The organism is Zetaproteobacteria bacterium (assembly GCA_003696765.1).
Lineage (GTDB): Bacteria > Pseudomonadota > Zetaproteobacteria > Mariprofundales > J009 > RFFX01.
In genome coordinates, this window is the sequence record RFFX01000030.1 from 15,367 (window position 1) to 27,977 (window position 12,611).

Annotated in this window: 15 protein-coding genes; 7 read left to right on the forward strand and 8 right to left on the reverse strand. The window is 69.9% G+C overall.

Going from position 1 to position 12,611, the window contains the following annotated elements; all coding sequences use genetic code 11:
* Positions 1–44: 44 nt before the first annotated feature.
* Both D6682_02970 and D6682_02975 read left to right on the forward strand, forming a co-directional pair.
* Positions 45–245, forward strand: coding sequence for a type II toxin-antitoxin system VapB family antitoxin (locus D6682_02970; GenBank protein RMH51986.1), 201 nt, complete (start codon positions 45–47; stop codon positions 243–245).
* A 71-nt stretch (positions 246–316) separates the two neighbouring features.
* Positions 317–676: a PIN domain-containing protein gene (locus D6682_02975; GenBank protein ID RMH51987.1), complete on the forward strand. Its 360-nt coding sequence runs from the start codon at positions 317–319 to the stop codon at positions 674–676.
* Here D6682_02975 and D6682_02980 read toward each other — a convergent pair.
* Entirely contained in the window at positions 673–2,082 is a 1,410-nt protein-coding gene (locus D6682_02980) for an HD domain-containing protein (protein RMH51988.1), read from the reverse strand. The genes D6682_02975 and D6682_02980 overlap by 4 nt on opposite strands.
* A gap of 47 nt (positions 2,083–2,129) precedes the next feature.
* Between D6682_02980 and D6682_02985 the strand changes: the two genes are divergently transcribed.
* Genes D6682_02985 through D6682_02995 form a run of 3 tightly spaced genes read left to right on the forward strand, consistent with a single transcriptional unit; the run spans position 2,130 to position 5,276 of the window.
* On the forward strand, positions 2,130–3,335 hold the full coding sequence (locus D6682_02985) for a methyltransferase domain-containing protein (GenBank protein RMH51989.1): 1,206 nt from the start codon (positions 2,130–2,132) through the stop codon (positions 3,333–3,335).
* A gap of 10 nt (positions 3,336–3,345) precedes the next feature.
* Positions 3,346–4,185 carry a radical SAM protein gene (locus D6682_02990; GenBank protein RMH51990.1) on the forward strand — a complete coding sequence of 280 codons (840 nt, stop codon included), beginning with the start codon at positions 3,346–3,348 and terminating at the stop codon, positions 4,183–4,185.
* Between the two features lie 17 nt (positions 4,186–4,202).
* On the forward strand, positions 4,203–5,276 hold the full coding sequence (locus D6682_02995; GenBank protein RMH51991.1) for a cyclic nucleotide-binding domain-containing protein: 1,074 nt from the start codon (positions 4,203–4,205) through the stop codon (positions 5,274–5,276).
* Here the strand turns inward: D6682_02995 and D6682_03000 are convergent.
* The 7 genes from D6682_03000 to D6682_03030 all read right to left on the reverse strand — a co-directional run bounded on the left by D6682_03000 (position 5,262) and on the right by D6682_03030 (position 10,225).
* A complete protein-coding gene (locus D6682_03000; protein ID RMH51992.1) occupies positions 5,262–6,773 on the reverse strand; it encodes an ATP-binding protein in 1,512 nt (503 codons plus the stop codon). The two genes, D6682_02995 and D6682_03000, sit on opposite strands and share 15 nt — an antisense overlap.
* Before the next feature lie 29 nt (positions 6,774–6,802).
* Positions 6,803–7,072 carry an accessory factor UbiK family protein gene (locus D6682_03005; protein ID RMH51993.1) on the reverse strand — a complete coding sequence of 90 codons (270 nt, stop codon included), beginning with the start codon at positions 7,070–7,072 and terminating at the stop codon, positions 6,803–6,805.
* Positions 7,073–7,229: 157 nt separating this feature from the next.
* The gene (locus tag D6682_03010) at positions 7,230–7,856 is read right to left on the reverse strand and encodes a hypothetical protein (protein RMH51994.1); all 627 of its coding nucleotides are present in this window, start codon (positions 7,854–7,856) and stop codon (positions 7,230–7,232) included.
* Positions 7,853–8,467, reverse strand: a complete 615-nt coding sequence (locus tag D6682_03015; GenBank protein RMH51995.1) for a UbiX family flavin prenyltransferase — start codon at positions 8,465–8,467, stop codon at positions 7,853–7,855. The genes D6682_03010 and D6682_03015 overlap by 4 nt, the downstream gene beginning before the upstream one ends.
* Complete coding sequence (lptB, locus tag D6682_03020; protein RMH51996.1) at positions 8,464–9,213, reverse strand: LPS export ABC transporter ATP-binding protein; 750 nt, start codon at positions 9,211–9,213, stop codon at positions 8,464–8,466. Before lptB ends, D6682_03015 begins: the two co-directional genes overlap by 4 nt.
* Positions 9,213–9,695, reverse strand: coding sequence for a hypothetical protein (locus D6682_03025; GenBank protein RMH51997.1), 483 nt, complete (start codon positions 9,693–9,695; stop codon positions 9,213–9,215). The genes lptB and D6682_03025 overlap by 1 nt, the downstream gene beginning before the upstream one ends.
* Positions 9,695–10,225 carry a hypothetical protein gene (locus tag D6682_03030; GenBank protein RMH51998.1) on the reverse strand — a complete coding sequence of 177 codons (531 nt, stop codon included), beginning with the start codon at positions 10,223–10,225 and terminating at the stop codon, positions 9,695–9,697. The genes D6682_03025 and D6682_03030 overlap by 1 nt, the downstream gene beginning before the upstream one ends.
* A 151-nt stretch (positions 10,226–10,376) precedes the next feature.
* Here D6682_03030 and D6682_03035 point away from each other — a divergent pair, with 151 nt between their 5' ends.
* Positions 10,377–11,693 (forward strand): DEAD/DEAH box helicase, encoded by a 1,317-nt coding sequence (locus tag D6682_03035; protein ID RMH51999.1) that lies wholly within the window; start codon positions 10,377–10,379, stop codon positions 11,691–11,693.
* On the forward strand, positions 11,659–12,611 hold a 953-nt coding region (locus D6682_03040; protein ID RMH52000.1), incomplete at its 3' end, for a hypothetical protein. The genes D6682_03035 and D6682_03040, both read left to right, overlap by 35 nt.

Consider the following 12,611-nt stretch of genomic DNA (forward strand, 5'->3'; position numbering starts at 1 on the left):
ACCACCGCTGTGGCCATGGATGGGCTCGTGGTGATCAAACTGTTATGCGTACAATGCTGAATCTGGATGATGCACTGCTCGCAGAGGCCGGGCGCCTGACCGGCCTGAAAGAGCAGAGTGCTCTGGTGCGTGAGGGGCTGAAGGCACTGATAGAACGCGAAAGCGCGCGTCGGCTGGCCCGTCTGGGCGGAACCGAGCCTGAGTTGCGTACCACGCCGCGTCGACGACAGAAGGCACAGTGCTGATGGTTGCTCCGGAAGTTGGCACCCCGGGCTCCCGGGGTTCGCACATTCGTTGAGTTGTTTTCGACCAGCCTTTGATTTTGGTTGATACATCTGTTTGGGTTGATTACCTGCGGCGGGGAGATGAGGAACTCCGGCAGTTGCTGGAATCCGGCAGGGTGTGCACCCACCCGTTCGTCATCGGGGAAATAGCTTGTGGCAACCTGGTCCATCGTGCAACGGTTCTGGAGCTGTTGAACGGTTTGCCAGCAGTCCGGGTGGTTTCGGATTCCGATATCCTTTCGTTCATCGAAGATCATGGATTGATGGGGCGGGGGATCGGCTACATCGATATCCACTTGCTTGCTGCGGTGGTATCGGGTGCGTCGATCCGACTGTGGACCCGGGATAAGCGGTTGCACGCGCTGGCTGAATCGCTGGGGGTCTCCTTTTAGCGGTTGCCTGCGACAGGATCGCCGTTCTGCGTGGTGCGCCACCACGTCTCGGCCGAGGCGGCGTCGGTGATCACTCCGTCGAGCTGCAACTGCCAGGCTGCGCGCAGCAGTCGGCCGACCTCCGGCCCCGGCGTCATGCCGTGGGCCAGCAGCCATTTGCCGGTGACGATCGGCTTCGGCGGCTGGCGCTGGACGGCGAGCGCTTCGGCCAGCCGCAGCCAGGCCAGCGCCGGACGCCCGGGCGGATGGGGGGCGCGTCCGGAGGCGTCGGCCTCGATCAGCCGCTCCCAGTCGCGCAGGGAGGCCGGTCGCAAACGGTCGGCCAGCCGCCGCACCGCCCGCGGGGTGGGGTCGCCGTGCAGGTGGACCAGGTGTTCGCGCACCAATGGAACCACGCGCTCGATCACGCCGCGTGGCGCACCGATCGCGGTCAGCAGGCTTCCGGTGGGGGCAAGCCCCGCCCGGGCGTGGTCGTGGGCGTGCAGCAGGCCGTCCTCGCCCCGGGCCGTGGTGGCGGGCTTGCCCAGGTCGTGGCAGAGGGCGGCGAAGAGCAGCACCGTGCGCGCCTCGGCGTCGAGCCGATCGCGGCGGGCGATGGCCGCGGCCGCGGCGCAGCAGAGCACGGTGTGGTTCCACACATCCCCCTCGGGGTGCCAGCGGGGCTCCTGCGGGGTGGCGGGCAGTCGGGCCAGCTCGGGCCAGGCGGCGATCCAGCCGCTCTCGCGCAGGGCGCGCAGCCCCGCCTCGGGGTGGTCGGCGGTGGCCCATTTGCGCCACTCCCCGGCGATGCGGGCCTCAGGCAGCGCGGCGGATTCCGCCACCATGGTGCGGCAGAGGTCGGCGCTCTCCGGCGCCAGCCGCAGGTCGAGCCGGGCGGCGAGCTGCATCGCCCGCAGCGGGCGCAGCGGATCCTCGACGAAGGCGGGGCCGACATGGCGCAGGATACCGGCGCGCAGATCCGCCCGGCCGCCGAAGGGATCGAAGAGTCGATCCTCGATCGGGTCGTACATCATGGCGTTGATGGTGAAGTCGCGCCGCTGCGCCGCCTCCTCGGGGCTCATCTTCGGGTCGGCGGCCACCGCAAAATCGCGGTGGCCCGGGCCGGTGCTCGCCTCGCGCCGGGGCAGCGCCAGATCGGCGCGGAGATCCGCTCCCTCCAGCTTGAGCACCGGGAAGCAGCGGCCGACCGGGAGCACCCGGCCGAAACGGGCGGCGATCCGCTGCAGCTGGTCGGCGCGCAGGCCGAAGACCTCGATGTCGTAGTCGGAGGAGTCGCCTCCGGCGAGGGTGTCACGCACCCAGCCGCCGACCAGCCAGGCGCTACCGCCGGCGGAGCGGATGGCGCGGCAGAGCGCGATCAGGCGAGGCGCGCGGCGGTGGATGGAGGCGAGTTGGCTCTTTGGCATGGCGACCGGCTCAGCCTAGCCTTGGGCGGAATCAGGAGGAACCTGTCATGGCCAGAGAACGGATCCATGTGCAGGCGCCGGTGGCGCCCATCTTCGCCCGGCGCTGGAGCCCGCGCGCCTTCGATCCGGCGCGACCGGTGGCGCGTGCGGCGCTGATCTCCGCGCTGGAGGCGGCGCGCTGGGCCCCCTCCTGCTACGGCGACCAGCCGTGGCGCTTCATCATCGCCGAGCGCGCCACCGACGAGGATGCCTGGCGCGGGGTGTTCGACGCACTCGCGCCGGCCAACCAGGAGTGGGCCGGGCAGGCGCCGCTGTTTGTGGTGGCGGCGGCGCAGACCCGCTTCCGCCACAACGACGCCCCCAACCGCTGGCACGGCTACGACTGCGGTCAGGCGATGCTCTCCTTCTGCCTGCAGGCGTCGGCCCTCGGGCTGGTCTGCCACCAGATGGGCGGCTTCGATGCCGACGCCATCCGGTCGGCGCTGGCCATCCCCGCGTCGGTGGCGCTGATGAGCGTGACCGCCGTCGGCCATCCCGGCGATGCGGCCTCGTTGAGCGAGTCGCTGCAGGGGACGGAGCGGGCGCCGCGCGGCCGCCTGCCGCTGGAGCAGATCGCCTTCGCCGGGAGGTGGGAGCGGCCGCTGGAGGTGCCGCGCGCGCTTGGCTGGCAGGCGCGGTATGAGGAGTCCCCCGCCGAGAAGCTGCCGTGGTTTCATGACCGGCTGGACGAGGATTTCGCCCGGGCGCTCGATGCGTTGGGCATCGAGGGCGGGCGCGCGCTCGATCTCGGCTGCGGGCCGGGTACGCAGGCGATCGCGCTGGCCGGGCGCGGCTTTGCGGTCACCGCCTGCGATGTGGCGCCGGCGGCGATCGATGGGGCGCGGGCGCGGGCGGAGGAGTGCGGCGTGGCGGTCGATTTCCGCATCGCCGATGCGACGACGGTGCGCTTCGATGCCCCGTTCGACCTGGTGATCGACCGCGGCGTGCTGCACTGCTTCGACGATCCGGCGCAGCGGACGCGTTACATCGAGTCGATCCGTGCGGCGCTGCGCCCGGGCGGGGTGCTGCTGCTCAAGTGCTTCTCCCACGAGGAGCAGCGCGAGGAGGGGCCGCCGTGCCGTTTCGCGCCGGAGCAACTGCGCGCCTTCTTCGCCGACGGCTTCACCGTGGAGCGGATCGAGCCGGCGCGCTTTGCCGGCACCATGGAGGGGGAGCAGCCCAAGGCGCTGTTTGCCGTCATCCGGCGCGACTGAGCGCTCTTCCATGGCCGCCGACGGCCGGCTGACCATCCGCGACCACGATCGCGACGCGGCCGGGATGCGCTACCTCTATCCGGTCGCCTCCCGGCGGGCGGGCGGCCTCTCCGTCGGGGTCAACCTCAACCCCAACAACGCCTGCAACTGGCGCTGCTGCTACTGCCAGGTGCCCGATCTGCGTCGCGGCCGCGCGCCGCGGATCGATCTGGCACTGCTCGAGGCGGAGTGCGGCGCGCTGCTGCGCGAGGTGGTGGAGGGGGACCTGCTGGCCCGGCGGCTGCCGCCGGGCATGCAGCGGCTGTGCGATGTGGCGCTCTCCGGCAACGGCGAGCCGACCAGCACGCCGCAGTTTCCCGAGGTGGTGGCGCTGCTGGCGGAGCAGATGGAGCGCTTCGGCCTCGATGGAGTGCCGCTGCGGCTGATCACCAACGGCTCCTACGCCGGCAAGCGGTGGGTGCAGCGGGGGGTTGCGCGGATGGCCGCGCGCGGCGGGGAGGTGTGGGCCAAGGTGGATGCCGGCGGGCGCGCGGATGCGCGGCGCATCAACGGGGTGTCGATCACCGCCGACCGGGTGGTGTGGCAGGTGGAGCGGCTGGCCGCGCGCTGTCCAACCTGGGTGCAGAGCTGTATGGTTGTGGCGTCGGACGGCGCGCCGCCCGGGGAGGCGTTCATCGACCGCTACCTGCGGCTGCTCGAACGGCTGGTCGGGGTGGTCGAGGGGGTGCTGCTCTACGCGCCGGCGCGCCCTTCGCATCAGGAGCGGGTCGCCGCCCCGCCGCGCGACTGGCTGGATGCGCTGGCCGGGCAGATCGGCGCGCTCGGCCTCGCCGTACGGGTCGTTCCCTGATCGGGTCGGGAGGAGTCATGTCCGCAGAGAAGCATCTGTTCTCCATCTACCGCGATCTGTTGCCGCTGTTCCCGGACGACCTCCATCTGGCGCGGCCGTTGATCCAGATGCTGCAGCAGGCCGGGCGGAGGCGCGCGGCGGCCGATCTGGCGCTGCACATGGCCCGCCGCATGCAGAGCGCCGGTCGCTACAGCGAGGAACTCGGCTTTCTCGCCATCTGCCGCCAGCTGGAGCATCCCGATCGCGAGGCGATCAAGGATATGGAGAGCATGGCGCGGATCATGGTGCAGAGCGGCGGCATGGAGGGTGAGCAGGAACCCGGCCGGGTCTTCTCCCTGATCGAACAGCTAAGCGACCTCGAGGCGCGCGATTTCCTGCTCCAGGGCAGTTATCTCTCGGTGGAGCGGGGGCGCGCGGTGGTGGCGCAGGGCGAGGTGAGCCAGAGCTTCTTCCTCATCGTGCGCGGCTCGATGGATGTGGAGCTGGAGACCGGCGGCAACAAGCTGCTGCTGGCCAATCTCAAGGCGGGCGATTACTTCGGTGAGTTTGCCTGCATCTACCGCATCCCCAGATCCGCCACGGTGCGCGCCCACGAGGATGCGCGGCTGCTCAGGTTCTCCGATCGGGCCATCCACGATCTGATCGAACGCTCCCCCATCGCCGGCGAGCGGCTGATGCAGGTGGTGCAGCGGCGCATGGTGCAGTCGCTCACCTTCGAGCATCCCGCCTTTGCCGAGCTGGCCGCCGACGATCGCCTCTGGCTGGCCGAATCATCGACGGTGCGCGAATACCAGGCCGGGGAGTTCGTCTGTCAGGACTGCGCCGGTGACGACTGGCTGATCATGATCCACGGCCGGCAGGAGTGGGTGGTCGATCTCAAGCCGGCGGGGGCGGTGGCGCCGCACACCATGGTCTATGGCGGCAGCAGGTTCCTCCGGCGCGAGGGGACGATGATCCGCGCGGTCGGCCATACGCTGGTTTGCGATGCGCCGCCGGCGATCTTCGCCAGCTTCATGCAGGCCTATGCCGGTTTTGAGCGCTGGGTGAAGGAGCAGAAGGCGGAGCCGGCCAGCGGGTCAGCCGCCGGCTGACTCCCCGCGAAACTGCAGCGCCTCGGCGATGTGCGGCGCGCCGACGGTGTCGCTTCCCTCCAGGTCGGCGATGGTGCGCGCCACCCGCAGCAACCGGTGGTAGCCGCGGGCGGAGAGGGCGAAGCGGGTGAAGGCCTGCTGCAACAGCGCGGCGCCGGCGGCGTCGGGTGCGGCGAAACGCTCCAGCCGGCGCGGGGTCAACTCCGCGTTGCAGCACCCCTGGCGGGCGATCATGCGCGCCCGCCCGGCGATCACCCGTGCGCGGATGGCGGCGGAGGGCTCGCCCGGCTGCATGGCGGTCAGCTCCGTCCGGTCGACGGCCGGCAGCTGGATGCGCAGGTCGAAACGGTCGAGCAGCGGTCCCGAGAGGCGGTGGCGGTAGCGCTGGACCTGCTGGGGCGTGCAGCGGCACGGCTTGTGCGGATGGCCCAGGTAGCCGCAGGGGCAGGGGTTCATCGCCGCGACCAGCTGGAACCGCGCGGGGAAGGTGATCGCATCGACGGCGCGGGCGATGGTCACCATGCCGCGTTCCAGCGGCTGGCGCAGCACCTCGAGCACCGAGCGGCGGAACTCGGGCAGCTCGTCGAGGAAGAGCACGCCGAGATGGGCGCGGGAGCACTCTCCAGGGCGCGGGGTCGAGCCGCCGCCGACCAGCGCCACGTCGGAGCAGGTGTGGTGCGGGGCGCGGAAGGGGGGTAGACGGCTGATGGCCGGCTGCGCCTCCCCCAGGATGCTGCGGATGCGGGCGACCTCCATCGCCTCGTCGTCGTCGAGCGGCGGCAGGATGCCCGGCATGCGCATGGCCAGCATGCTCTTGCCCACACCGGGATTGCCGCACATCAACAGTGGATGGCGGCCGCAGGCGGCGATCTCCACCGCCCGTCGCGCCTGGTGCTGGCCGCGCACGTCGGCCATGTCGGGCGGGGTGTCGGATCCGGTCGTGACCGGCCGTTCGTCGCTCCTCTCCGGCGTGAGGGGGGCGGCGCCGCTGATGTGGCGCGCCACGTCGAGCAGGTGGCCGGCGGCCAGCACGGTCAGCCCGGGGACCATCGCCGCCTCCTGCCGGTTGCCCGGAGGGACGATCATCGCCGGCGCGTTCTGCTGTCGGGCGAAGATGGCCAAGGGCAGCACGCCGGCCACCGGGTTGATGGCGCCGTTCAGCCCCAGCTCCCCGACGAGGAAGGGGAGCGGCGCATCGGGGTCGGCGGGGAGGAGCTGGCCGGATGCGAGCAGGATGCCGACGGCCACCGGCAGGTCGAAGTAGGCGCCGATCTTCTTGCGGTCGGCCGGGGCCAGATTGACGGTGATGCGGGCCAGCGGGAAGTCGAAGCCGGCGTTGAGGATGGCGGCGCGCACCCGATCCTTGGCCTCGCGCACCGAGGCGTCGGCCAGCCCGACCATGCTCCAGCCGGGGATGCCGCGGGAGAGGTCGACCTCGACGGTGACCGCCTCGGCATCCAGACCGCGCAGCGAGGCCGACGGGAGCCGCGCCAGCATCCGTCGTCAGGGTGCGGGCGGGGCGGGGATCAGGAGCGGTGCCGCTCCAGCTCGTGCACGCGGGCCTCGAGTTGCCGGATGCGTTCATCCAACGCGGCCATCTCCTCGCGTGCCTTCCGCAGCATCGCCTCCTGCAGCTCCATCTGGTCTCGGGTGACGACGTCGAACTGCGCCAGCGTCTCCTCGACCAGCGTGCGCACCTGCGCTTCCGCCCCCTGCTTGAGCCCGCCGAGCAGGCGCAGGCCCGAGGCGAGCTTCTCGGCGATGTCGTCCAGTGGATCGTGTCTTCTGTCGGTCATGGGTGATCGGATCGCAATACGTCCCTCCATGGACGTTTTGCTCGACGGGGATCGGAGATCGCGCTCTTCGATCCCCTTACAAATCCATCGGTTGCGTTTGCAAGCTCCGGATTTGCGCGGCCGTCCTGGCCGCGAATGCCGGCTTCTTACGAAGCCGTCACGGGTGGCTCCTTGTCGTTTCGCTGATCTTCCCCTTGAGAAAGGCCTTGTCGCCCTCCGGCATCTCGATCTGCAGCCAGCCGGGTACGGTGGCGGGGCGCACCCGCAGCCTGCTGCCGATGCGGAACCAGCCGACCCGTGCCGATGCGCGGTTGGGCCGCTTGCGGATGACGTTGTAGTCGCGGAAATCGAAGTGGGCGCGTTTCCCCAGTTTCTTGCTCTGGTTGCGCACCAGGTTGGTCACCGCCTCCTCCACCGCCTCGTTGCGGCTCAAACCGCCGGCGTCGAGCACCTTGACCTTGTAGGTGGTCAACACCGGGGTCACCCGTTCCAGCGTCACCGAGCCGTCGAGTTTCTCGTTGCCGAAGAGGGCGATGTAGCCGCCCTCCTTCGTCGGTTGCAGCAGGTCGACATCGAAGTCCATGGCGCGCAACGCCCGTTGTACGGCGGCGAGCGCCCGGTCCATCTTCATCGGCAGGCTCACCTTCTTCGATTCGGCCAGCCGTGCCGCCCGTTCGGCGACCACGCCGCCCACCGCGCTGAGCGCCGCCCCCACCGCGCTCACCGCCGCCCCGGCGACACAGCCGGAGAGAATGAGCCCCGAGGCCAGCAGTACCGGAATCAATCGCCCCATCGGAGTGCCTCCGCACAGGGGAGTCCCAACTGATCCATGATCCGGTCGACGACGAAAGCGAAGAGGTCGTCGATCGACTGCGGGCGGTGGTAGAAGCCGGGCATCGCCGGCAGGATGACGACGCCCATGCGGTCGAGGTTGCGCATCTGCTCCAGGTGGACGGCCGACAGCGGCGTCTCGCGGGGGACCAGGATCAATCGGCGTCGTTCCTTGAGCATCACGTCGGCGGCGCGCTCGATCAGGGTCTGCGCGGTGCCGCAGGCGATGCGGGCCAGCGTGCCCATTGAGCAGGGCACCACCACCATCCGCGTGATGCCGGCCGAGCCGGAGGCGGGCGGCGCCATCCAGTCGTCGAGCGGATGGAGGCGCAACTCCCCCACACCGGCCGCATCGAGATGGCTGCGCAGCAGCCGGCAGGCCTGCTCCGGCTGATCGGGCAGATCAAGATCCGCCTCCTGACGCAGCACTACCCGGGCGGCGTCGGAGACCATCAGATGCACCGTAACCCCCCGGGTCAGCAGGCGCTTGAGCAGCAGCAGCGCGTAGCCGGCGCCCGATGCGCCGGTGATGGCGACGGTGACGCGTGGGGCTTTTCCGGTCATGCCATAGTAAAACGCTCGCCGAGGTAGCGCCGGCGGGCGTCGGGGTGGGCGATGATCTCCTCGGGGGCGCCGTGCAGCAGGATGGCTCCGTCGGCCATCAGGTAGGCCCGGTCGCAGATCGAGAGGGTGTCGCGCACGTTGTGGTCGGTGATCAATACGCCGATGCCGCGTTGCTTCAGCTCGCCGATGATCCCCTGGATATCTTCGACGGCGATCGGATCGACACCGGCGAAGGGCTCGTCGAGCAGCAGGAATGCGGGGCGGGTGACCAGCGCGCGGGCGATCTCGGTCCGGCGGCGCTGGCCGCCGGAGAGGGTGTAGGCCTTCTGATGCTGGACCGATTCGATGCCGAACTCCACCAACAACCGCTCCAGCTCCTCCTCGATCTCCAGCGGACTCAGTTCCAGGGTTTCGAGGATGGCCAGCAGGTTTTCACGCACGGTCAGGGTGCGGAAGACGCTCGCCTCCTGCGGCAGATAGCCGATGCCCAGTCGGGCGCGGCGGTGCATCGGCAGGCCGGTGATGTCGCGGCCGTCGAGGGTGATGGTGCCGTCGTCCGGCGGGATCAGGCCGCAGACCATGTAGAAGGAGGTGGTTTTGCCCGCGCCGTTGGGGCCGAGCAGTCCGACACATTCGCTCTGCTCCAGGTGCAGGGTGACGTCGTGGACCACCGTGCGTCGGCCGAACCGTTTGTTCAATGCGCGGGCCTCCAGCCGCCTGCGGTTGCCGGCCGTTTCCTCGACCATCAAGGACGCAGCGGCCGGCGGTCGTCGTCGATGTGGAGGTGGACCCGTTCGCCCGCCTCCCCTTCGGTGACCCGGCTCTCTCCGCTGTCCAGCCGGTGTTCGATCCGGCCGCCGCGGATCAACCTGCCCCCCTCGGTCAACTCGGCGTTGCCGGAGAGGATGAGCAGCTGCCGACCTTCGTCGAAGGTGGCATGGTCGGCCCGCCCGCGCATCTTTTCGCGGCGCAGCCGTACATGACCGCTGGCCTCCGCCCGGTCGAGCCGGCCGCCCAGCCGGTCGCGGTAGTAGGCGGTCAGGGTGTCGCTTCGGATGTGCAGTTGTCGGGAGATCAGCTCGACGTCGCCGTGGAACCGGGCGCGATGGAGCTTCCGGTCGGCCACCATCTGCTGTGCCTCGATGGTGGTCGCCCGGGCATGGCCCGCGGTGAGGAGGCCGCCTGCCAGCAGGATGGCGACAAGCCGGGGCGCGCCTCGGAGCGGCATCAGAGCCCCTCGATCCGGACATGGCGGCGCACCGTCAGGCGCTGCCGCCGCTCGTCGATGATCAGATCCGCACCCTGCATGCGCCGCCCCTCCCCGACCGCCGAGAAGGCCCCCGGGATCCGTACCGTCCGCCGCGCACCGTCGAACCGCGCCTGCGTACTCTGCAGATGCCACGAACGATAGTCGATGGTTACGTGGCCACGGAAGCGGGCGGTGCGCTTGAGCGGATCGAAGGTGGCCTGGTCGCCCCGTACCGGGATGGGGTTGCCGTCGCGGTCGAAGAGCGTAAGCAGCGGGCGGGTGAGCCGGATGCGCCCCGCATGCTGCCGCGCGGCGAGCGCCTGCAGCCGCCAGCGCACGCGCGCGCCGCGGTTCTCGATGATCACCGGTCGCTCCATGGTGGCGCCGTCGGTACCTTGGCTCTGTAGACGTGCTCCCGGTGGAGCCGACCGGGTGGAGAGGAAGGCGACCATGGTGCCGAACGAGATGAGGGCGCAGCCCAAGGCCAGCCACTTGATGCAACGGCGCAACGGTATTGCGGCGGGCGCGGCGTGTCGGCCGTGGAGGACTGCGATGGTGCGCTCCTGCGAAGGGGACATGAAAGGGCGATGCTACCGCAATGGGCGGCGGCCCGCCAAGCGTGCTGACAGGGGGGGCGCTGCTCCCTAGGCTGCCGCGACCATGGAGCAAGCACCCTTCACCACCCTCGGTCTGCCCGAGCCGCTGATGCGCGCCATCGACGATCTCGGCTTCACCGCCATGACCCCGATCCAGCAGCTGGTGCTGCCGCGCACCCTCAAGGGAGAGGATGTCGCTGCCCAAGGGCGCACCGGTACCGGCAAGACGGCGGCCTTCCTCATCACCATCATCCACCGTCTGCTCACCCGGCCGCCGAAGCGTGGACGCAAGCCGCACCATCTGCGCGCGGTGGTGCTGGCGCCGACGCGGGAGCTGGTCATCCAGATCGGCAAGGACGCCGCAGCCCTGCTCAAATATACCGACCTGCGCTGCCACACCGTCTACGGCGGGGTCGATTACGACAAGCAGCAGCGGGGGTTTGAAGGGGGCGTGGATCTGCTCATCGGCACTCCCGGCCGGTTGATCGACTACCACAAGAAGCGCTGTTTCTCGCTGAGCAAGTGCGAGGTGGCTGTGATCGACGAGGCCGATCGCATGTTCGATCTCGGCTTCATCCGCGATCTGCGCTATGTGATGCGTCGTCTGCCGCCGTTCGACCGGCGTCAGGCGCTCCTCTTCTCGGCGACGCTCTCCTACCGGGTGATGGAGCTGGCCTACGAGCACATGAACAACCCGGAGAAGCTGCGCGCCGAGGAGGGGGACATCACGGCGGTCGGGGTGCGCGAGAGCCTGTACCACACGGCGATGGAGGAGAAGCTGCCGCTGCTCATCCACCTGCTGCGTCGCCACGAGGTGCGCCGCGGCATGATCTTCGTCAACGAGAAGCGCACCGGCGAGCGGGTGGCGCGCAGGCTGGCCCAGTACGGCTTCAAGGTCGGCATCCTCTCCGGCGATGTACGGCAGAAGCGGCGGATGCGCATCCTGCAGGATTTCACCGCCGGGCGGCTCCATCTGCTGGTGGCCACCGATGTCGCCTCGCGCGGCATCCATGTCGACGACGTCACCCATGTGTTCAACTACGATCTGCCCGAGGATCCCGAGAACTATGTCCACCGCATCGGTCGCACGGCGCGTGCGGGCAACGAGGGGGTGGCGATCTCCTTCTCCTGCGAACGGTTCTGTTTCGGTCTGCCCGATATCGAGGGGCTGATCGGCCATTCCATCCCGGTGGAGGTGGTCGATCCCGCCTGGCTGGAGGTGGGGCCGCCGGTCGATCGGCGGGCGACCGCCGTGGGGCTCAAGCGCGAGGATCGCGCCGAGAGGCGCGACGGCGGCGACAGGAAGAAGAGCGGCGGAGGCAGGCCGTCGCGCCGGAGAGGATCGGGTGGAGGCCGTCGCGGCAGAGCGGCCGGAGGGTGATCCCCGCCTGAGCCTGGCCCGGCGCTGGCTCGGGGGGGTGCTCGGGTCCGTGCCGCGATTGGAACCGTTGGCCGGGGATGCCTCCTTCCGCCGCTACTTTCGGCTGCGGATGGCGGAGGGCGCGTTCGTGCTGATGGACGCGCCGCCCGATCGCGAATCGGTCGCCCCCTTTCTGCGTGTGCGCCGCTGGCTGGAGGGGGGCGGCGTGCGGGTGCCGCACCTGATCGCGCAGGATGGCGACGCCGGATTTCTGCTGCTGGAGGACTTCGGCGACCGCACCTGGGCCCGGGCGCTGGAGGAGGGGGCGTCGGTCGCGCCGCTGCTGCAGGCGGCGATGGAGCAGTTGTTGCGGCTGCAGCGGCTCGATCCGGCGGCGGCAGGGCTGCCTAGTTTCGATGTGACGCGCATGCAGCGCGAATGCGCGCTCTATCTGGACTGGTATCTGCCCTATCTGTGCGACCGGCGGCCGGACGAGACCGAACGGGCCCGCTTCTTCGCCGCGCTGGAGCCGCTGCTGCGTCGGATCGCGTCGCAGCCGTATGTGCCGGTCCACCTCGATTTCCACTCGCGCAATCTGATGGATGTTTCGCAAGAAGACGGTGCTCCGGTGCTCGGGGTGATCGACTTCCAGGATGCGGTGCGCGGCCCGCTGACCTACGACCTCGCCTCACTGCTCTACGACTGCTACCAGGATTACGGCGAGGAGCAGGCAAGCGACTGGAGCGGTCGCTTCTTCGACCTGCTGCCCGAGCGGATGCGCGCCGCCTTCTCCGGCCGGGCGGGGTGGCACGAGGCGCTGCGCTGCGCCTCGCTGCAGCGCCATATCAAGGTGTGCGGCATCTTCGCCCGGCTCGCCTTCCGCGACGGCAAGCGGCAGTTTCTCGACCATCTGCCCCAGACCCGCCGCCATCTGCTGGC

Excerpts from the sequence above, each read along its gene's own strand:
- D6682_02970 (RMH51986.1), top strand. The coding sequence starts at position 45 with ATGCGTACAATGCTGAATCTGGATGATGCACTGCTCGCAGAGGCCGGG.
- D6682_02980 (RMH51988.1), bottom strand. The coding sequence starts at position 2,082 with ATGCCAAAGAGCCAACTCGCCTCCATCCACCGCCGCGCGCCTCGCCTG.
- D6682_02985 (RMH51989.1), top strand. The coding sequence starts at position 2,130 with ATGGCCAGAGAACGGATCCATGTGCAGGCGCCGGTGGCGCCCATCTTC.
- D6682_02990 (RMH51990.1), top strand. The coding sequence starts at position 3,346 with ATGGCCGCCGACGGCCGGCTGACCATCCGCGACCACGATCGCGACGCG.
- D6682_02995 (RMH51991.1), top strand. The coding sequence starts at position 4,203 with ATGTCCGCAGAGAAGCATCTGTTCTCCATCTACCGCGATCTGTTGCCG.
- D6682_03000 (RMH51992.1), bottom strand. The coding sequence starts at position 6,773 with ATGCTGGCGCGGCTCCCGTCGGCCTCGCTGCGCGGTCTGGATGCCGAG.
- D6682_03005 (RMH51993.1), bottom strand. The coding sequence starts at position 7,072 with ATGACCGACAGAAGACACGATCCACTGGACGACATCGCCGAGAAGCTC.
- D6682_03015 (RMH51995.1), bottom strand. The coding sequence starts at position 8,467 with ATGACCGGAAAAGCCCCACGCGTCACCGTCGCCATCACCGGCGCATCG.
- lptB (RMH51996.1), bottom strand. The coding sequence starts at position 9,213 with ATGGTCGAGGAAACGGCCGGCAACCGCAGGCGGCTGGAGGCCCGCGCA.
- D6682_03025 (RMH51997.1), bottom strand. The coding sequence starts at position 9,695 with ATGCCGCTCCGAGGCGCGCCCCGGCTTGTCGCCATCCTGCTGGCAGGC.
- D6682_03035 (RMH51999.1), top strand. The coding sequence starts at position 10,377 with ATGGAGCAAGCACCCTTCACCACCCTCGGTCTGCCCGAGCCGCTGATG.